Source organism: Bacillus sp. CDB3, assembly GCF_002081505.1.
Lineage (GTDB): Bacteria > Bacillota > Bacilli > Bacillales > Bacillaceae_G > Bacillus_A > Bacillus_A cereus_AT.
Genome location: NZ_ALBR01000062.1, coordinates 1 through 21799, shown reverse-complemented (window position 1 = coordinate 21799; position 21799 = coordinate 1). Strand labels below are relative to the sequence as shown.

The following is a 21799-nucleotide window of genomic DNA, read 5'->3' as shown; positions in this document are numbered from 1 at the left end:
GTACGTACGTAGTAGTAGTAGTAGTAGTAGTAGTAGTAGTAGTATAGTATAGTATATATATATATATATATATATANANAATATTTTTTAGTATGGTTCTGTCGCGTTTAATACAATATCTAATAAACCGGGGAATCTAGCATTTAAATCTTCTTCACGAAATGTTTTGACACAGCTACATCTACTCTTTCTGAAGTAGAAGTTATGCATATGATTAAAAAAGAAGAGCTTGATTTACGGGACCAGTCTGTCCAAAATTAGAAAGAATTCATCCATCAATTATTACGTATACGTTGTTCTGTATCAATATCGAAAAAATGAGCTTTAGTTAAACTAAAAGCTAACGGAATTTTATCGGTAGCTTTAATTTCTGAACGAGCATTGATTCGTGCAATAAAATTTTGGCTCGCAAGTTTTCCATGAATCATCGTCTCAGCTCCTAATAATTCAGCAACTTCTACTGTAATTTCGACGGTCGATTCAGGAGAAGATTGAAGAACAATGGGTTCATCATGAATGTCTTCAGGGCGAATACCAAGTATGATTTCTTTTTTATCATATCCTTTATTCTTTAACGTTTTTAGTTGACCATCTGGTATTTTGAAGCGGATATTTTCTATATGAAAATAATTATCCTGTAATGTCCCGGTAAAGAAATTCATAGCTGGAGAACCAATGAATCCGCCAACAAAAATGTTTTCAGGATTATCATATACTTCTTTTGGAGTACCAACTTGCTGGATGAGCCCATCCTTCATAACAACAAGGCGTGATGCCATTGTCATTGCTTCTGTTTGATCATGTGTCACATATATAGTGGTCGTATTTAACCGGCGATGAAGTTTAGAGATTTCTGAACGCATACTTACGCGTAATTTTGCGTCTAAATTGGATAGAGGCTCGTCCATTAAAAACACTTTTGCGTCACGGACGATAGCTCTTCCTAGTGCAACCCGTTGGCGTTGTCCACCTGATAATGCCTTTGGTTTTCGTTCTAAGTAATCTTCAAGCCCTAAGATTTTCGCCGCCTCCGTTACTCGGCGATTAATTTCATCTTTTGGAAGTTTGCGTAGTTTCAAGCCAAAAGCGATATTATCATAAACAGTCATATGTGGGTATAGTGCGTAATTTTGAAATACCATCGCAATGTTGCGATCTTTTGGAGCGACATCATTCATACGCTCTCCATCAATATAAAACGAACCATTAGAAATGTCTTCTAGACCTGCAATCATACGTAGAGTTGTTGATTTTCCACATCCAGAAGGTCCAACAAATACGATAAACTCTTTATCTTCAATATGTAAATTAAAATCAGAAACAGCAGTCGTTTTATTATCATAAACTTTAAAAATATGATCTAATACAAGTTCTGTCATGATTACTCACTCCTTCTTATAATTAATTGAATTATAAGATTATTATAAGCGCAGGTAAATTGGCATGGTGCACAAAAGAATGAGAGGTTTTTTATACAAGTTTACGAAATATCCAATGAAAGAAAAGCCATATAAACTGTTACTGCACCTTCAAAAGTTTTTATATTAATTCCTGTCTTTTCAATGAATTTATCAATTCGATATTGTAAAGTATTACGATGTAAATATAATTGTTTCGCTGCAAGTGATACATTTAAATTACATTGGAAGAATACTTTAACACTATCTATTAGCTCCTTGTTATTAGAAATAGGTGCTAATAATTGATTCGTGTATTTTTCTCTTTCTTCTTTCGGTAATGAAATCATTAATTGATAAGGAAGTAGTTGTTCAATGTGTATAATTTTTTGCGATAAATAGGGAGAAAGAACAGAAAATAAATTTCGCTCCCATTGATATAGTCGAGCAATTTCATTTGTTTGTGTATAGTGTCTGCCCATAAAAAAGGATAGAGATATAAAAAAATCTGTTTCTAGTGTATCAAGGGCTGCCTGCAATACAGATTCAGGTATATTTTCTTCTAAGATGAGGGCGCCAGTTTGAGAGGTTTCCCATATTGTTGTAGTGGTGAAAGGAAACATAGACTGTAAAGCGTATTGAAATTCTTCTCTTTCTACTATAGGTCGCGTTGTGAAGAAGTGTAAAAAACGAACCGATACTATAGGGGTGTTTTTATTTTTATATAATACTGCATACCATGATTTTTCTTTTTCAGTTTCATAAAATGTATCAGTATGAATAGGTGTTAAGATGGATGAAAGCAATAAATGTTCCTTTTTATGTAATCGAGTTTTTCGAATCCCTACCTTATGCTCTTCAACTAAAAACCAGCTATAATCCTCAGACAACACGGCTTCATTAATCTTTATATCTTCACCATAATATGCTTTTAATTTTTGAATCATAGGAACACCACATTTCTAAAATAATAGTAACAATACGTCCGAGATTTATAGATTTATCGCAGGTGTATTTAATTTTTTGCATTGAAATCCGTTTTATTTTTGTTAGAGTTTATAGTATTTCTATATTGTGAAGGAGATAGCTTCGTTTCTCGTTTAAAAGATTGAGAAAAGAATGATTGGGAAGAAAATCCTGTAATTGTTGAAATATTGGAAATTGGATAGTTGGTAGTTTCCAACAATAGTTTGCTTTCTCTAATCCGAATTTGAATTAAGTATTCAATAGGTGAAACCCCGGCAAATTTCCTAAAGGAATGCGCGAGATAATATTTATTGATATGACTGACTTTTGCTAATGTATCCAGGCTGATATTTTCGCGGAAATGCTGCTTAATATAATTTTTTATGAATTCAATATCTTTATTGATTTTTTGAGTAGAGGTTTTCTCCACGTTAAAAGCTTTTTTTCTCATCATTTTAAGCAACAAAATTTCTAAAATGTCTTGCATAATCAACTCATAATCTTCCTGATGATTTTCCGCTTCTTCAAGCAATTGCTCAAGGTAAAAGAGAAAGGTATTTTTCTCCTGTTTATAATTGTAAATAGTGATTTGACCCGGATTTTCTGTAGATGAAAAGGAGAGACCTTGAATACCAAGTGCAATATATTCGAGTGGGTGATCGGTATCAGACTTTTCCGTGTGCTCGACATTCGGGTTGATGATAATCAAATCATGCTCTTTCACGGGGACTTCTTCTTTGTAAAAGATAAAAGTTCCTTTGCCTTTGGTAATATACAATAGCTCTGTAAAGTGATGCGCATGGTTGGTACTATGCCAATCTTTATCGTATTTTGATTTTGTTACATAAAGCAGTTTTACTGGAAGATGGCCTCTTTGAGATTGCGGAATCTCATACACCTCATTGGACAAAAGACTCCCTCCTTCATAGTCTTTTTATCTATTATTATAATGATTTTAGGGAAATATTAAACAAAAAGCAAGATATCTAAAAAACAGAACAAGATGTGTGTTGTGAAAGCGTTATCTATTCTGTATTCTTGAGTTATGAAAGGAAGATTAGGAGATGGGGGTAAGATAAAGATGAAAAAAAAGTTTTTGTTATCTGGAATGACAGCTTTGTTATCTCTTAGTTTAATAGCCTGCCAGGGTAATACTACAAAAGTTGATAACTCTACGGGCGGTAAAGGATCCAGTAAAAAACAAACCCTTCATGTGGCAACACTTGAATCGGCTTATGGTAAAGAGATGTGGACCAAAGTAATTGAAGCATATGAAGCTGCTAATCCAAAAGTCGATGTTGAATTGACGGTGGATAAAAATCTTGAGGATGTCATCGGTTCGAATATGAAAGCAGGAAACTATCCGGATGTAGTGTTATTGGCAACCGGAAGAAAACAAGCACTGACAGAAACATTGATTAAAGATAAAGCATTAGAAGACATTACCGATGTTTTTGATAAGAACGTTTATGGTGAAGATGTCAAAGTCAAAGATAAGTTGGTACCAGGACTTACTGGTACACCTGCAACTAATCCTTATAACGATGGCAAAACTTATATGGCACCGATGTTCTATAGTCCAACCGGATTATTCTATAATGCCAGCTTATTCAAGGAAAAAGGTTGGGAAGTACCGAAAACTTGGGACGAAATGTGGGCTTTGGGCGATAAAGCGAAAGCAGAAGGGATTTCTTTATTTACTTATCCGACCACTGGCTACTTTGATACATTCTTCTACTCTTTACTATTAGGGGTGGGTGGACCTGAATTATACAATAAAGCTATGAAATATGGAGATGGCGTCTGGGAAACTTCTGAAGCAACAAAAGTCTTTGAAATTATCGGAAAATTAGGAAAATACACAGAACCAAGAACTGTTGCTAATGCAAATGATAAAGATTACAAGAAGAATCAACAATTGATTCTCGATAACAAAGCATTGTTTATGCCAAATGGTACGTGGGTTGTTGGTGAAATGAAAGAAGCGCCTCGATCTAAAGGTTTTGAATGGGGCATGATGGCTTTACCGACAATTGATGCTAATAGCGACCGTTATGCATTTACTTTCTTTGAACAAATGTGGATTCCTTCGGCAGCTAAAAATAAACAAGCTGCTAAAGATTTCATGACGTTTGTGTATTCGGATAAAGCAGTTGAAATTTTTGCTGAATCTAGTGCGATTCAGCCTATCAAAGGCCTTTCTAATAAGCTAACAGGCGAAAATAAATCATTCTATAGTATTTATGATAATGGAGTGAAAGTCGGGGTAGGTGGATTTGCTGCAACGAAAGCCGTTGAAGGTGTAAGTATGCCAGATACATTATTTAGATCGATTGACAGCGTTATTTCTGGTGATAAAAAGGTGAAAGATTGGCAAAGCTCTGTTGAAAAAGTGAGTGACCAGTTACGGTCTGCATTAAAATAAATTAGTTTATTAGTTTTCACTACATATAATGGTGAACAGCTAGTTTCACCATTATATTTATTAATTGAGGTGATGGCATGAATAAGACAACAGAAAAAAGAATTTTTATTTTTGTGAGCACTGCACCCGCACTAATCCTGTTAGCTATTTTTATGATTGTTCCTACAATTGAGGTATTCAGAATGTCCTTATATAAGTGGGGAGGATTTTCTAATAATAAGGTATTTGTTGGGCTCGATAACTTCAAAATTTTATGGAATGATATGAACTTCTTTCGATCTCTCCAAAACAGTATTGTATTGATTGTTATCGTTACACTTATCACCATGGTGCTGGCGATCTTGTTTGCCACTTTGTTAACGAGAGAAAAGATAAAAGGTAAGAGTTTATTCCGAATTATTTTCTACATCCCTAATATCTTATCTGTTGTGGTCATCTCGGGGATATTTTCGGCAGTTTATGATCCAACCACAGGTTTGTTGAATAATTTGCTTGCTTTGTTTAACCTTGAGAACCTTCAAAAAATGTGGCTCGGTAATCAAAAAATTGCCATATACAGCATCGGCGGAGCACTCATTTGGCAAGCCGTTGGTTACTATATGGTCATGTATATGGCGGCGATGGCGAGTATCCCGGAAAGTTTTTATGAAGCATCTTCTTTGGAAGGCGCTGGACGAATCAGACAATTTTTCAGTATTACCTTACCGTTAATTTGGAATAACATGCGGACGACGTTAACTTTCTTCGTTATTAGTACGATTAACTTAAGTTTTCTTCTTGTCCAAGCGATGACCGGCGGCGGACCCGACGGATCGACGGAAGTGTTTTTAAGTTACATGTATAAGCAGGCTTATACCAATTCTTCTTACGGTTACGGTATGGCTATTGGAGTGGTCATTTTCCTATTCTCATTTGCATTATCTGCGATTATCAGCCGTGTTACTAAAAGGGAAGTGTTGGAGTATTAAGGAGGTCCAAAAACGATGGAAACACAAAAAAGAATGGAGACAGAAACAGTATATCCAGATCCAAAAACGATGGAAACACAAAAAGGAATGACTGCAGAAAAAGCGTATCAAGGGCCAAAAATAATAAAAAGCAAAAAAAGAATGACGACAGAAACAGTGTATCGTTGTTTTATCTACGTAGCACTGATTACATTAGCAATCTCTATTATTATTCCTGTTGCATGGGTTTTCTTAGCCTCAGTGAAGCAAAACTCGGAATTTTATGGAAGCCCGTGGTCCATGCCAAAAAGCTTCTATTTTCAAAACTTCATTGATGCTTTCCAAAAGGCAAATATGGGTACCTATATGTTGAATTCAGTTATGGTAACAGCATTGGCTCTGCTTATTTTATTGATTGTAGCTTTGCCGGCAGCCTATGTTTTGGCAAGATATACTTTTAGAGGAAGTCGATTAATAAATGGTTTTTTTAAAGCTGGATTATTCATCAATGTGAACTATATTGTTGTTCCAATTTTCTTAATGTTATTGGGCGGAGATACCTTTTTACGGGGAGAACTTGGGGATGGATTTCTATTAGACAATTTATTTGTTTTAGCTGTGGTGTATGCGGCGACGGCGTTGCCATTTACCATTTACTTGTTGTCTAGTTTTTTTCAATCTCTTCCATCCACGTATGAGGAAGCGGCGTTGGTTGATGGTGCCGGATATTTTAAAACAATGATTTCAGTCATGATTCCGATAGCTCGTCCAAGTATTATTGCCGTCATTCTATTTAATTTTCTTGCCTTTTGGAACGAATACATTATTGCCTTAACATTAATCCCAGGACCGAATAAAACGTTACCTGTTGGACTAATGAACTTGATGGCAGCCCAAAAATCTGCTGCTAACTATGGTCAAATGTATGCAGGAATGGTTCTCGTCATGTTGCCAACGTTGATTTTATATATCATTGTTCAAAAAAGATTAACACAAGGGATGACCCTTGGTGGTTTAAAGGATTAAAGGAGGATTTATATGAAAAAGAAAACAGGTCGTGTTACCTTACCGAGTGAAGAAAATTTTCTTAAGGAAACAAAAGAATTGATGCAGCGCTGGGGTGCAGATGCGATTCGCGATAGTGATGGGACAAAACTGGATGATGATATTAAACAATTGGATGCGAAAATTTATACGACCTATTTTGTTGCTAGAGCTCACAATGAGTTTGCAGAGAAACATATGGATGAATGTCAGCAACTCTATTTAATGAGCTTATTCAATACGGCAATTACTGACACACTTGAAATTGATTTTATGAAAGGTTACTTTGAGGAACAATTAAAGCCGGATTACCTTAACAGTCCTAAGAAATACTGGGAGATCATCGACCGGACGACCGGAGAAGTTGTTGATGTTAATGATTGGGAAGTAAACGAAGAGAAAAATCGTGTGTTGATTACGAAGGCGATTCCTTGGCATGAATACACGGTGTCATTCCTAGTGTATGCGATTTGGGATCCAACACAAATGTACAATCATATTACAAATGATTGGGGCGATAAGCCACATGACATTCCTTTTGATGTTAGGCAGCCGCACTCTAATGAATTTATGAAAACCTACTTAAAACAATGGCTGGCAGAAAATCCGGATACGGATGTGGTCAGGTTCACAACATTTTTCTATCATTTTACTCTTGTATTCAATAATCTTGGAAAAGAAAAATTTGTCGATTGGTTCGGTTATGGTGCTAGTGTTTCAGTCGCTGCTTTGGAGGCTTTTGAACAAGAAAAAGGCTACCGTTTAAGACCGGAAGACATCGTTGATCAAGGCTATTACAATACTTCGTTTCGAATTCCAACTCCAGCCTTTTTAGATTATATGGATTTCGTACATAAGTTTGTTGCTGAAGAAGCAAAGAAACTTGTGGACATTGTCCATGACAGTGGCAAGGAAGCGATGATGTTCCTTGGTGATAACTGGATTGGTACGGAACCGTATGGAAAATACTTTGAAAATATCGGAATGGACGCAGTTGTAGGTAGTGTGGGCGGCGGAGCCACATTACGTATGATTGCCGATATACCACATGTTCGTTACACAGAAGGCCGATTCTTACCTTATTTCTTCCCAGATACATTTTATGAAGGTAACAATCCAGTGATTGAAGCCAATGAAAACTGGTTAACAGCGCGGAGAGCGTTACTGCGAAATCCTGTTGACCGCATCGGTTATGGTGGTTATTTAAGTTTGGCTTATCAGTTTCCAGAATTCGTATCATACATTGAAGAAGTCACCGAGGAATTTCGTGGGATTTATGACACAATTAAAGGCGTTCAACCATACAGCGGTCTTAAAGTCGCAATTTTGAACTCTTGGGGTAAGTTGAGAACTTGGCAGACACATATGGTCGCTCATGCACTATGGTATAAACAAATTTATTCTTATTTAGGTGTTTTGGAATCCTTGAGCGGGGCTGCCGTGGAGGTTTCGTTCATTAGTTTTGATGATGTCATTAATGATGGGATACCTGAGGGTGTTGATGTAATCATTAATGCTGGCGATGTGGGTACAGCTTTTTCAGGCGGGGCTCATTGGATTAATGAAAAGTTAGTCACTACAATCAGGGCCTGGGTTTATAACGGCGGAGGTTTCATAGGCATTGGCGAACCTACAGCCCATCAGCATGAAGGACATTATTTTCAATTGGCGAACGTCTTAGGTGTTGATAAGGAACTAGGATTCAGCTTATCAACAGATAAATATTTTATCACTCCTGTCGAAAATCATTTTATTTCTGCGGATAGTACTCAATTCGATTTTGGTGAAGGGATGAAAAACATTTATGCGTTATCAGAGGAAACCGAAATAATCGAATATTCAGATGGTGAAGTGCATCTTTCTAGTCATTCGTTTGGAGAAGGCAGATCTGTCTATATAGCAGGGCTACCATACAGCGAAGAAAATACACGTTTACTGATGCGCGCGTTATACTATGCTGCTCATAAAGAAGGGGAATTCCAAACATTTCATGCTAGCAACATTTATTGTGAAGTCCATGCATATCCATCAATTCAAAAAATGGCGATTGTCAACAATTCAATGAGCGAACAAACGACGGCTGTTTACGACGGACAAGGAAACAGGAAAGAAGTTACGCTAGCACCTAGTGAAATTCGATGGGAGGTTTTTTCAAATGAAAGCTAATGCTTTATTCATTATTAAAATTGTTGTGTTTATCGTATGCCTATCTTTGATTATCATCTACCAAAAGACAGCTGGTAAATTCGAACTGAGTATGATGTTAATTGGATTGGCTGGTCTCTTAGGGCTGCTTTATGATTACAATCGGAAATACGTATAAATCGACCAGAGGAAGTGGATGGATCAAGGAAACGCATATATATGTCAACGATAGCAATCATAGAAAATTACGCAGTTCTTCAAATACAAACTTAGGGGTGCGGACAAATGAAAAAGGCAGTCGGCATTGATATTGGAGGAACGAAGATTGCAGCGGGAGTCATTTCGGATACGGGCGTACTCCTTGAACGTGCGGAAGTAAAAAGTGATCCTTCAGACCGGGAAAAAATGTTTGGTAGAGTCGTAGAAGCTGTGGAACAAGTTCTCAGAAAATCATCGATTTCAATCGCTAACATCGAGGGCATCGGTGTTGGTGTACCAGGAAAAGTGGATCGGGCGAAGGGGATCGCTATTTTTCAAAACAATTTGCCTTGGAGACAATTTCCCATTACGTTCCGTTTACAGGAGCAATTTGGCATCGAGCGGATTACGATTGACAATGACGTCTATATGGCGGCTTTTGCCGAATGGAAAGCAGCACAGGGAAAAAAGGATGAGACCTTTGTCTACGTGACTATAAGTACGGGAATCTCCTGTTCTATCATCCATAAAGGTTCGTTTTTCAGGGGAGCAGGGTTTGCTGGGGAGTTGGGTCTGATTCCAGCCTTTTCGAAGGGGACCAATAATAGATTGGAAAAAGTCGCTGCCGGGCCAGGGATCCAGAGAATAGCCGAAAGGGACTTACAGGTAGATACTATTTCAACCAAGGATGTTTTTGCTGGTTATATAAATGGGGTACAGGAATATCAGTCCATCATTAACGAGGTAACGGATTATTTAGCTCAAGGGCTCTATACGATTTCCTGTTTATTGGATCCGCACAAAATGACTTTTGGTGGCAGTGTCATTGTGAAAAATCCTTTTCTGTTGGAGTTGATTAAAGAAAAGCTGAAAATTTATCAGCTTCCTGAACAACAACATCTTTTAGACCAGATGAGCATCAGTACATTGGCGCAGAATAATGGAGTTATTGGTGCTGGATTACGAGTATTTGAAGATATGTATTGAGGCACCACTGGTCTTCATTTATGGAGAAAATGATGACAAATAGGTAGAGGAGTGGACGGATATGTTTACATTAAGTCAAGAAAATTTAGTTTCGTTAGGTGCATCGATAACAACGGCAGAAATAAAACGGCAGCCAAATTTATGGGCCGAAACCTTTGCTTTATATATGGAGAAAAGCGGGGGAATTGAAGGTTTTTTTCAAAAATTATTAACGAAACACAGCCGGATTCGAGTTATTTTTACAGGCGCTGGAACGTCTGCCTATGTCGGTGATACAGTCACCCCTTATTTAAAAGAAAAGGTTGATGAACAGCAGTGGGAAATGCTAAGTATTCCGACAACCACTTTGGTTTCAAATCCTTACCAATTTTTCAAAAAAGATTTTCCAACTGTACTCGTTTCATTTGCTAGAAGTGGGAACAGTCCCGAAAGTATTGCTGCTGTACAATTAGCTGAGCAAATAGTGACTGATTTGTATCAGGTAACGATTACTTGTGCTAAAGATGGTAAATTAGCCAAACGGGCAGTGGGAAATGAAAAGAATTTATTGCTATTGATGCCTGAAAAATCGAATGATCAAGGGTTTGCAATGACAGGAAGTTATACTTGCATGGCGTTAACGGCATTACTCGTTTTTGATTCTCTATCGAATGAAGAAAAATCAAAGATAGTGAAAATGATTCATCAAATGGGTGAAAGTGTCATTCAAAGGGAAGACGTCATCCAAGAGATGATTGATTTTGATTTTCACCGAATTATTTACTTAGGATCTGGTAGTTTAGAAGGATTAGCAAGAGAAGCGCAATTAAAAATATTAGAGCTGACAGCTGGGAAAATCGTCACCGCGTTTGATTCACCGTTAGGATTCAGGCATGGTCCAAAATCATTTGTAAACGAAAAATCATTAGTTTTTGTGTTTGTTTCCAACCATCCTTATACACGTCAGTATGATTTAGATATGTTAAAAGAAATGCAGCAGGACAACATTGCCAGCTATATATGTGCCATCGAGGTTGATGGAGAAACCAATTATGCTGGGAACAGGTTTGCATTCGGCAAAGAGGCCCAGTCTGTACCAGATGCTTACTTAGCATTACCTTTTGTCATGATTGGGCAAACAGTATCACTGTTAGCCTCCGTGAAAGTAGGTAATACACCAGATACACCTTCACCGACAGGAACGGTGAATCGTGTCGTTAAAGGTGTTACTATCTACGAATATGAGTAACTAGGGTAGGGGAAAAATACATGTCTATTTTTATCTTTGCAGATAAGTTTTTTCTTGAGGGGAAGGTCGTAGGTCCTGGCTTTTTGGGAATAAAAGATGGAAAATTCGGTGTTTTTTCAGAAAACAGGCCGATGGAAGCGGCAGAAATCATTGAGTATACAGGACATTGGATTGCTCCTGGTTTAGTAGACACACATATTCATGGATTTAGAAATCACGACGTTATGGACAATAATTTTGAAGGACTGAACCAAATTTCGGTAGGACTCCTTTCTTGCGGAGTTACATCCTTTTTACCGACGACCTTAACTTCTTCGGTAGAATTGTTGAATCACGTCGTTGAAATGATTGGTGCCAATTACACGAAAGTGCAAGGCGCAAAAATTAAAGGGATTTTTTTAGAAGGACCGTTTTTTACTGAAAAGCATAAAGGGGCACAAAATACAAAATATTTTTGTGATCCATCAGTTGATATGTTGAAAGATTGGCAGGAATTATCAAATGATTCTATTAAAAAAATTGCGATTGCACCTGAAAGAAAAGGTGCAGTGGAATTTATTAAATACGCTGCGCGAGAAGATATTGTAGTGGCATTGGCCCACAGTGATGCAACTTATGAAGAAGCAAAGGAAGCCATTGAAAAAGGTGCATCCATTTTTGTTCATACTTTCAATGGAATGAGTCCGCTGCACCATCGTGAGCCAGGGATGGTCGGAGCAGCCATGAATCTAAAAGATGTTTTTGTCGAAATCATATGTGATGGACATCATGTTCATCCTGTCGCCTCAAATATTTTAATGAATGTCCGCGGCAGAGAAAATATCGTTATGGTGTCCGATTGTATGATGGCCGGAGGTATGTCTGAAGGGACTTATCAACTGGGAGAATTTCCTGTGAAAGTAAAAGATGGGATGGCTCGTTTGGAAAATGGAAGTTTAGCAGGTAGCATTTTGCAATTAAAAGATGCTGTCAAAAATGTCGTCGATTGGGGAATTGCCGCGCCTGAGGAAGCGATTTACATGGCGAGTACTGCACCAGCTAAAAGTATTCTGCTTGATAGCGAATGTGGGAAGATCGCTGAGGGATATGCTGCTGACTTTATTGTACTGACGCCAGCGATGGATTTAGCAGCTACCTATCTTGATGGTGTGTGCCGTTTTCAAGCTTAAATATTTTTCTGAAAGAGGGATTTCAAATGATTTTATCTGTCACCATGAATCCATCCGTCGATATTTCTTATTCGATTCATGAATTAAAGTTAGATGTTGTGAACCGTGTGGAAACAGTTCATAAAACTGCTGGTGGAAAGGGCTTGAATGTGGCGCGAGTGATCGCTCAAATGGAAGAAGTTGTCCTAGCGACAGGTGTGCTTGGTGGTACGATTGGCGAATACATTATTCAAGAGTTAAATAGAGGCAATATTCCAAATGACTTTTTAAAAATTAAAAAAGAATCAAGAAATTGTATTGCCATTCTTCATGAAGGGATGCAAACAGAGATTTTAGAATCGGGGCCGACATTATCCAAAGAAGAAGGGGCAACTTTTTTAGAAAAATTTGAATGTCTGCTAACAACAGCTTCACTTGTGACAATTTCGGGCAGTTTGCCGAAAGGGTTACCGAATAACTTTTATTATCAAATGTTAGAAGTGTGCAATAACAATGGAATTCCAGTGATTATGGATTCGTCAGGGGAATCTTTGGAAAACGCCTTGGTGCATAAAGAAAAACCATTTGCCATCAAACCAAATGCAGCGGAATTATCTCAGCTGCTTGGCATTAACATGGGAGTAGGAATCATTGATCTGAAGCAAGCATTAAACCATGAACTATTTAATGGAATTGAGTGGATTATCGTGTCCATGGGTGGTGAAGGTGCCTTTGTCAAGCATAGCGAGGACTATTACAGAGTTACGATTCCAAAAATAGAAGTAGTCAATCCTGTTGGGTCTGGTGATGCGACAGTTGCAGGGTTAGCTGTGGCACTACATCAAAATCAAACGGTCGAGACTGTACTTAAAACGGCGATGACTACAGGAATGTTAAATACCATGGAAGCTGAAACTGGTTATATTAATGTGAATAAGTTTAAACAATATTTTGATCTCGTTAATGTTGAAAAAATAGATTGATAGAGGAGAATGTTGATGTTAGAACTAACCCAGAATAAATTGGAAGCTCTAAAACGTTTATCTGCTGAAAATGGCATAATTGGAGCATTGGCTATTGATCAACGTGGTTCATTGAAAAAAATGATTGCGTCTGGCGGTGCAAGTCATGTTGGAGATGAGGGCATTATCCGTTTCAAAGAATTGGTTTCTGAGGAATTAACACCATTTGCAACAGCGATTCTTTTGGATCCGGAATACGGACTGCCAGCGGCAAAGGTCCGAGATAAAGAATCCGGCTTAATAGTAGCGTATGAAAAAACTGGATACGATGCGTCAGAAGTAGGACGGTTACCGGATTTATTATCGGAATGGTCAGTGAAACGATTAAAGGCAGCAGGTGCCGATGCTATTAAATTCTTACTCTACTATGATTTCGATGAAGATGAAAAAATTAATAACTATAAGCATGTCTATATGGAACGTATCGGATCTGAGTGTGCTGCTGAAGACATTCCATTTTTCTTGGAGATTGTTACTTATGATGCTGAAAATGATGATGCAAAAAGTAAAGCGTACGCAAAAATAAAACCACACAAAGTGATTGAGGCCATGAAGGAGTTCTCGAAACCTCAATATCAAGTAGATGTTTTAAAAGTAGAGGTTCCGGTGGATATGAACTTTGTGGAAGGGTATACGGCAGGCGAATTCGTATACAGAAAAGAAGAAGCTGCTTCTTTTTCAAAGAACAAAGTGAAGCAACTGAGCTGCCGTTTATCTTCCTGAGTGCAGGTGTAAGTGCTAAATTATTCCAAGAAACATTAAGATTTGCTAAAGAATCTGGTTCTACCTTTAACGGAGTGTTATGTGGTCGGGCAACCTGGAAAGACGGTGTGGCACCTTTTGCTATAAGCGGCGAACAAGCAGGTCGTGATTGGTTAAAAGATACTGGTAAAAGGAATGCTGAAGAATTGAATCTCGTGTTGAAAGAGACAGCCAACTCATGGTTCGATAAAGTAAAACAAACAGCGGAGCTTCAAAGTTAGTACAATATCTTTTCTTCTATGTATCCTTCATTTCTTTATATCTTGAAAAAATATTTGCATTTAAACGGAATGATGAAAAATGAGCAGACATTCGCCTGCTCATTTTTTAGTGCGCCCAGCATGGTCGTAAACTCTAGGATGCAAGTCTAGAGCAGTAAAGGCGATAGCAACCAAGATATGTGGGGTGACATTTTATTTCTAAAAGAAATGATAAGCACTAATTGCCATGTACAATCAAATCGATTGAATTTTTGTGAGATGTAACCAAAAAGGAAGTGTACCTAAAAAAGGTAACAATACCCTTATTTTGTAAGCGCTTTTAAAAAGACAATATACCTAAAAAAAGAAACAATATCTTTATTGTGTAGGCACTTTAAAAAAACTATCCTAAACATAAGTGAAAACGATACCTTTCAGGTTTTGGTATATTTAAAAATTAATGTGCAGGTATCGTCTTTAACTAAAATTTAAAATTCAAAGGAGGAGAAGAATTGGAAAATAAGCATTTCAAGAGAGCTTTTAATACCCTTCTTGCACTTATGCTAATTGTGCCAACATTTTTAGTGAGTATGATTGTGCCATTACATGTAGGGGCAAATACGTCTAATCCATGGGTCACAATTTCATCTGGAGGAAACGAAGTCAATGTACTAATAGAACAAAATGGGAAGTCTTATGCAAGGCTTGGAGCAGGTGTTGGAAATGATAATGGGGCTAAAGCCGCAATTTTTCAAGAACAAATAAAGCCGCTAAAGAATCGGGAACGATGGCGTATACCTTTACTCCAGAAGCCAAGGGAGAAGATACTAGATTTGGTTTCTATCCTCATTATATTGACAATAATAACTTCGTTTTTGTAGGCTACGACTCACTTGGATGGTTCTATGAATACAAATATCAAGGAAAAGGTGATTGGTTCAAAACGAGACCGAATGTTCCACTTCCAGAGGCTGGGACCTCACATTCCATAAAAATCGATTATAACGGAACCACTATGAATATTACATTAGATGGAAAAGATTTATTTGGACCGGTTACTTTACCTAATGATGTAAATAACCTCCTTACAGGTAAGGAAGCAGTTAAACTCGGTGCTTTTGGAGATAAAAAAAGTCAAGTTCTCATTGAATTAGGAGCTGCACCTGGTGATGGAGGCACGGATCCAGGTGATGAAAAACTTGTCGACATTACGGATAATAAACTAGAAGAAGGCGACTTTAAAATTATCTCAGGCGACGGAAAAGTTACTTATAATGAAGATGGTTCAGCAACTTTCGGTGTTACATCTACCCAAAAGAATCGAATTGTCTACAACCAAATGAAAGCGATTAAAAATGGTGTTTTTGAAGCGAATGTTACTACTAATACTGACAAGATGAATCGCTTTGGATTAATCTATCGTGTTCAAAATTCATCTACATACACATATGTAGGTACAGGGGATACGAACGATCAGTATTTTGGTGAAACATTTGGTCCTATAAACAATTGGACGTCGATGACTTCAAACGTGCCGTTAAAAGCAAAACAAACATACCATTTACGTTTAGTAGTCATGGACGATGTTGCGACGTTATACATTGATGGTAAAAAGGTAGATTCTTGGACTTTAACAGGTGGTGTAGATCAAGCGGGCTTACTAGGGTTTGAAAAAAGCCGAGGTGCTGCCGATATTACGATTTCAAATGTCAAAATAAAAGAATATAGTGCGCCAAAACCTCCAGATACTCCACCAGTAGAAGATACATTAAAGTCAAAGTATATGGACGTCACAATTGACCAAGTATTCCCGCGGATTGTGAAATACAAAGTTGGCGATAAAGTAATGAGTGGACAGGAAGCTCCTGTTTACGGATTGAAAGTAAATGGTGGACTATACTATCCTAAAGTAAACTTTGAAAAGTTAAACGATAGTGAAGTGCTATATACATTAAAAGTTGTGGATGAAATGAAAAACCTTGATGCTGTATTTAAAGTATCTTTGAAGGTGAATGATAATAAGGTTATTTATAGTTTCGATGAAATTAAGAATAATGGTAGTGCCAAAATCGAGACAGTTGAGTTTGCTGATATGAACTTTATTTCGGTAAATTCGGAGCAAAAAGGGGCAAAAGCTAAATTAACGAATATTAGTACAGATGTTAGGAAAACAGGTGATGTAGATGTAAAAGTAGATTCTTCCATGGAGGAAATAGGTACATCTACTAAAAATTATACAGCATTCTTGTCAACTGACGAATTGAGTGCAGGTGTATGGTCTAGTTCAGAAGTGGACGGCTATAAAAACTTAGTTGCTAATCGATATGTAAATAAAAATGGTGCGAAAGCAATGGGAATAGGTTCTAGTGCACTTTATTACCAAAGAGATTTTATGCCAGAACCACAAAAGAATAAACCAACTATTAAAATAGCTATTGCTAAAGATTTGAATAATGATAATAAGGCAGACTGGCAGGATGCGGCGATTGCATACCGTGATATTATGCAAGACATTAAAGGATACCAAGATGTAAACAATAATGTTGGAATGCGTATTGCAATGAATTTCGGATCACAAGCACAACAACCATTCTTAAAAACATCAGATAATGTAAAAAAGGTTGCCCTTGCTACAGATGAATTGGGGCAAGCTGTAATATTAAAAGGATATGCAAACGAAGGGCATGATAGTGGTCATCCAGATTATGGTGATGTGGGTGAACGTATGGGCGGCGTTAAAGATTTAAATACGCTTATTAAAGAGGGGCGTAAGTATAATACCCAATTTGGTGTCCATATAAATGCTCAAGAAACTTATCCTGAAGCGAAAGCTTTCAATAATGATTTTATTGATCGTCCAAGTTCTTTAGGATGGGGATGGTTAGATCAATCTTATACAATTAATAAATTAAAAGATTTGTATTCTGGATCGCGTGCGAAAAGACTAGATGAATTGAAAACTGCTGCTCCAGATCTTGACTTTATTTATTTGGATGTATGGTATCAAAATCAATGGGAATCAAATAGAATAGCAGATCAATTTAAAGATAGAGGTTGGAGATTAACAACGGAATTTGGTGGTTCTATGGCCAATTATTCAACGTGGCAACATTGGGCTACTGATAAGAACTACGGTGGTCCGGAAAGCAAGGGCATTAACTCAGAAGTACTGCGCTTTATTAGCAATCACCAAAGAGATTCTTGGGTGTTGAATTGGCCTGAAGTAGGTGGAACTGCTGACCATCCATTACTTGGTGGATTTGAATTAGCTGGTTTCGAAGGATGGCAATCTGATAAGAATTTCGATAACTTTATTCGCATGACATTTGATACTAATTTACCTACTAAATTCCTACAAAAATATTATGTAACGAATTGGACAGATGTAGAAGGTGATAAAAGCAAGACAAACTTAGAAAAGGAAATAAAATTGAAGGACCCAAGTAATGGGGATGTTGTCGATGTAACTAGAAAAGACAATGCTAGGGAACGTGTTATTACACTGAATGGAAATGTAATACTTGATGGAAAGGCTTATTTAATTCCTTGGGTGAAACAAGACTTTAAAAATCCAACTTCTGATTCTGAAAAACTGTATCACTGGAATTTGGAAGGTGGTACAACTACTTGGACACTTCCAGATGAGTATAAGGGTATATCTAGTGTTTATATATACAAATTGACAGATCGCGGTAGAACAGATGTGAAAGAAGTCAAAGTCGTAAATAATAAGGTAACTTTGACAGCTAGTGCGGCAACGCCTTATGTTGTTGTACCAAAAAAAGATAAGGGTTTGGAAATCCTTGACTATGATTGGAGCAAGGGTGCTCATATATATGACGCTGGATTCAATACAGGAAAAGTAAGTGCATATACAACTATTGAGGGTGATAACAAAGCTGTAAGCGCCATCAGAACGAATCAAACTGGAAGCAACCGTAATTTAAGTAGTGGAGATTACTATTTGAATATTGATAGTCCATCAAAAGATACAACTGTTTCTCGTGTCCTTACTGGTTTGGAACCTGGTAAAGATTATGTAGCAGAGGTATATGTTGAAAACAATAGTGATGTAAAGGCTGGAATTACAGTAACAGGTGGGAAAGAAGATGCTAGTAATTACACACTTCGCAGCCTGCAAAAGAACTATGTTAAGGCAGATTCACATGCCACAAATGATGGATACAATAGCAAAATGCAAATCATGCAAGTGAGCTTTACAGCTGTAACTAATAAAGCTAAATTAACTCTCAGCCGTGATTCTGGAAAAGGAAACACAAAATTTGATGATGTTCGGATCGTTCAAAAGTCATTAAAAAATAATGTCTCACCGACGGAATTTAAACAAGATTTTGAAACGGTGGTACAAGGCATTTACCCATTTGTTATTGGTAATACAGAAGGGGTAGAAGACAACAGAATTCATTTGTCTGAATTGCATGCTCCATATACGCAAAAAGGATGGGCAGGCAAAAAATTAGTCGATGATGTATTAGGTGGAAATTGGTCTGTTAAAGTGAACACTGGAAACAAAGGTTTGCTGTATCGTACCATTCCTCAAAATTATCGTTTCGAATCAGGAGTAACATATAAAGTATCATTTGATTATCAAACAACAGCAAACGCATATCGCTTTATTTCAGGGGATCAAGAAATTGATGTTCGAGACATCGCAAGTGCAAAGGGACTAAGTGTGAATAACACTCTTAATGCATCGACTGACACAAAAACAGTAGAGTTTACGGTGACAGGTTCTGAGAACGGCCAAACTTATGTAGGAATCTTTAGTGATGGAACTAGTTTAAACGGAGATACTGGAGCAGGTACATTTATTTTAGATAATCTACGTATTGAAAAGCTGGCTTCAGGAGCAGAGGCTAATTAAGTTTTGAGGTAAAGAGCCTGATTCAAGTTGAAGGTTGTTTCATAGATAGAGTAACATCATAAAGTAAAGGCCTATCTCCAAGGAGATAGGCCTTATTGTGTTCATTGAACCATTGGAAACTTCTCTTGAAAATCTTTTTCCTTTCGTATGTTTTTTAGTGGATTTTTACAAATGAAAAGCAAGATGTCTAAAAAACACGACAAGATGTTTATTGTGGAAGTGTTTTTACATACGTATACTTTAATAAAATAGCTTACAAAATGAGTGGGCGACCGAGGTATGTTACTAGTTTGTTCGGAGAAAGAGATTCTTACATGAGGATGGAGGGCAACTCGTACGGTTGTCCATAAAATTATAAAAGATGCATGGAACTGGCATCTTAACAATCCAAAGGGCTATGAGGATCGAGGAGGAAAACGTTGATGATATATCAAACAATCCAGCAGTTAATTGATCGTGCTATTGAAGCTAAATTGATTGAACGAGAAGATGAAATATATGTAAGGAATAAAATTCTTTCCCTGCTTTGCTTAGATGATTTTGTAGTGGAAGTGTCAGCGTCTGTAAAGAAAGAAATTCCGGAATTATTAGAAGAATTAATTGAATATGCTTGTACGCATGAAATTATTAAGAAAGTATTTGATGAGAAAGAGATTTTAGCAAGCGTAATTATGGATGTCTTTATGTCCAAACCATCCGCTATCAATGCATTATTTTATGAGAAATACGAACAAAATCCGATGACTGCGACAGATTACTTCTATGAATTAAGTAAAAATAGCAACTATATCCAAATGAAGCAAATTGCTCAAAATATAAATTATAAAGTAAAAACGGAATATGGTGCCCTTGACATAACGATTAATTTATCGAAGCCGGAAAAAAATCCGGAACAAATTATGAGAGAAAAAGCATTGGAAAGTAAGAACTACCCAAAATGTTTACTCTGTATTGAGAATGAAGGATATATGGGCAGAATTGGACATCCTGCACGTTCGAACCACCGTATGGTTCATATGAATCTTGCAAAAGAAAGATGGTTTCTGCAGTATTCTCCGTATATATATTACAATGAACACTGTATTGTATTGTCCGCAGAACACCGAAATATGAAAATTGATCGTCAAACGTTTATGCGTTTATTAAAATTTGTAGAAAGATTTCCCCATTATTTTCTTGGATCCAATGCAGATTTGCCCATTGTAGGAGGATCTATTCTAACCCATGATCACTATCAAGGTGGGAAATATGAATTTGCTATGGAAAAAGCACCGAACGACTTCGACTTTGAACTAGCTGACTTTTCAGGAATTCAATGTTCTATTGTCAAATGGCCCATGTCAGTTATTCGTTTAAGGAGTGAAGACTTAGAACAATTAGTAAATACGGGTGAGTACATACTAGGTAGATGGAAGGGGTACAGTGATTCTTCTGTTAATATATATGCTTTTACAAATGGAGTTTCACATAATACGATTACACCGATCGCACGCTACCGGAATGGTATGTACGAATTGGATCTAGTTTTGCGAAACAATCGTATAAGTGAAGAGCATCCGCTAGGTATTTTCCATCCTCATGAGGACGTACAGCATATTAAGAAAGAAAATATTGGCCTAATTGAGGTAATGGGATTAGCTGTACTTCCTGCTCGTTTAAAAACAGAGCTTCAGGAAGTGAAAAAGTTCTTGCTTGATATTCCAAGTGATATTCAATCGTATCATATACGATGGGCAGAACAATTAAAAACTAAATATGGAAATCGGATAGATGAACAAAATGTACAGGGGATTGTAAGAGAAGAAGTGGGATGGAAATTTGTACAGGCGCTTGAAGATGCTGGTGTTTTTAAACGAGACGAAGAAGGGGTATCGGCGTTTAAACGTTTTATTCAAACTTTAAATTAGGAATGGACCTGGTAGTTATGGTGATTACAAAATGGCCTAATTATATGATAAGGGAGGTAATCATATGGGGAAGTGCGAGCATAAGCAACTACAGGAATTGAAACAGGTGGGTGGTCCTATATTAATGATGTGTATAAAATGTAATCAAATCCTTAAAGTTTCCAAAGGGTCCAGTACAAAAATAAAGTAAAAAAGAATGAAGCGCATGTATTCCTAACGGGTGAAAAAGTAATTGTTGGGATTATATATTTTTGTGTGTCAATGGTTTTGTAGCTAATTTATAGCGCCTGGATGTATATTGTAAGTATGATGGAACATACGGGGGTAGTAACATTGCAGGAAATGGATGATTTAGCAGTGGGTGATGAACGAAATCCTCACTGATTAAAGTTTTACTTTATTAAAAGAATAGAAAAATACTAAAAAAACATCTCACTATAGTATAATAGTAGAGTAGTTTTTAGTTTAGTTTAGGTTCGTTGTTCGTCGACTGTAGTTACTAACTAACTACTAACTTAAACCTAAACGGAAACGTAAC

The 21799-nt window shown here is 37.0% G+C and carries 14 protein-coding genes and 3 pseudogenes; 14 read left to right on the top strand and 3 right to left on the bottom strand.

The genetic code is table 11. From position 1 onward, the window contains the following. Positions 1–159 precede the first annotated feature (159 nt). Positions 160–261, top strand: a pseudogene (locus CDB3_RS14475) (IS6 family transposase); the annotation flags it as partial. A 14-nt stretch (positions 262–275) separates the two neighbouring features. Here the strand turns inward: CDB3_RS14475 and CDB3_RS14470 are convergent. The 3 genes from CDB3_RS14470 to CDB3_RS14460 form a co-directional block, all read right to left on the bottom strand. Continuing rightward, positions 276–1379, bottom strand: coding sequence for an ABC transporter ATP-binding protein (locus tag CDB3_RS14470; protein ID WP_128854969.1), 1104 nt, complete (start codon positions 1377–1379; stop codon positions 276–278). Positions 1380–1480: 101 nt separating this feature from the next. After that, positions 1481–2344 (bottom strand): PucR family transcriptional regulator, encoded by an 864-nt coding sequence (locus CDB3_RS14465; RefSeq protein WP_128854968.1) that lies wholly within the window; start codon positions 2342–2344, stop codon positions 1481–1483. 68 nt (positions 2345–2412) lie between these two features. Then, positions 2413–3273 carry an AraC family transcriptional regulator gene (locus tag CDB3_RS14460; protein ID WP_128854967.1) on the bottom strand — a complete coding sequence of 287 codons (861 nt, stop codon included), beginning with the start codon at positions 3271–3273 and terminating at the stop codon, positions 2413–2415. 171 nt (positions 3274–3444) lie between these two features. On the opposite strand from CDB3_RS14460, the gene CDB3_RS14455 reads away from it, so the two are divergent. The 13 genes and pseudogenes from CDB3_RS14455 to galT all read left to right on the top strand — a co-directional run bounded on the left by CDB3_RS14455 (position 3445) and on the right by galT (position 21261). Further along, complete coding sequence (locus CDB3_RS14455; protein ID WP_128854972.1) at positions 3445–4788, top strand: carbohydrate ABC transporter substrate-binding protein; 1344 nt, start codon at positions 3445–3447, stop codon at positions 4786–4788. A gap of 77 nt (positions 4789–4865) precedes the next feature. Then, positions 4866–5756 carry a carbohydrate ABC transporter permease gene (locus CDB3_RS14450; RefSeq protein ID WP_001044590.1) on the top strand — a complete coding sequence of 297 codons (891 nt, stop codon included), beginning with the start codon at positions 4866–4868 and terminating at the stop codon, positions 5754–5756. A gap of 15 nt (positions 5757–5771) precedes the next feature. Continuing rightward, positions 5772–6761: a carbohydrate ABC transporter permease gene (locus tag CDB3_RS14445; protein ID WP_179139704.1), complete on the top strand. Its 990-nt coding sequence runs from the start codon at positions 5772–5774 to the stop codon at positions 6759–6761. Positions 6762–6773: 12 nt separating this feature from the next. Continuing rightward, positions 6774–8945, top strand: coding sequence for a 1,3-beta-galactosyl-N-acetylhexosamine phosphorylase (gnpA, locus tag CDB3_RS14440; RefSeq protein WP_128854966.1), 2172 nt, complete (start codon positions 6774–6776; stop codon positions 8943–8945). Then, positions 8935–9102, top strand: a complete 168-nt coding sequence (locus CDB3_RS33125) for a DUF6903 family protein (RefSeq protein WP_372708544.1) — start codon at positions 8935–8937, stop codon at positions 9100–9102. Before gnpA ends, CDB3_RS33125 begins: the two co-directional genes overlap by 11 nt. Before the next feature lie 107 nt (positions 9103–9209). Further along, on the top strand, positions 9210–10109 hold the full coding sequence (locus CDB3_RS14435; protein ID WP_128854965.1) for an ROK family protein: 900 nt from the start codon (positions 9210–9212) through the stop codon (positions 10107–10109). Between the two features lie 61 nt (positions 10110–10170). Then, a complete protein-coding gene (locus CDB3_RS14430) occupies positions 10171–11337 on the top strand; it encodes an SIS domain-containing protein (protein WP_128854964.1) in 1167 nt (388 codons plus the stop codon). A gap of 20 nt (positions 11338–11357) precedes the next feature. Further along, positions 11358–12506 (top strand): N-acetylglucosamine-6-phosphate deacetylase, encoded by a 1149-nt coding sequence (gene nagA, locus CDB3_RS14425; RefSeq protein WP_128854963.1) that lies wholly within the window; start codon positions 11358–11360, stop codon positions 12504–12506. Positions 12507–12532: 26 nt separating this feature from the next. Beyond that, complete coding sequence (gene lacC / locus CDB3_RS14420) at positions 12533–13468, top strand: tagatose-6-phosphate kinase (RefSeq protein ID WP_128854962.1); 936 nt, start codon at positions 12533–12535, stop codon at positions 13466–13468. Positions 13469–13477: 9 nt separating this feature from the next. Beyond that, positions 13478–14271: pseudogene (locus tag CDB3_RS14415) on the top strand (tagatose 1,6-diphosphate aldolase); the annotation flags it as partial. 66 nt (positions 14272–14337) lie between these two features. Continuing rightward, positions 14338–14490 carry a hypothetical protein gene (locus CDB3_RS33120; RefSeq protein WP_372708545.1) on the top strand — a complete coding sequence of 51 codons (153 nt, stop codon included), beginning with the start codon at positions 14338–14340 and terminating at the stop codon, positions 14488–14490. A gap of 491 nt (positions 14491–14981) precedes the next feature. Continuing rightward, a pseudogene (locus CDB3_RS14410) lies at positions 14982–19354 on the top strand (endo-alpha-N-acetylgalactosaminidase family protein). Between the two features lie 422 nt (positions 19355–19776). Further along, a complete protein-coding gene (gene galT / locus CDB3_RS14405) occupies positions 19777–21261 on the top strand; it encodes a UDP-glucose--hexose-1-phosphate uridylyltransferase (RefSeq protein WP_128854970.1) in 1485 nt (494 codons plus the stop codon). Positions 21262–21799: the final 538 nt, after the last annotated feature.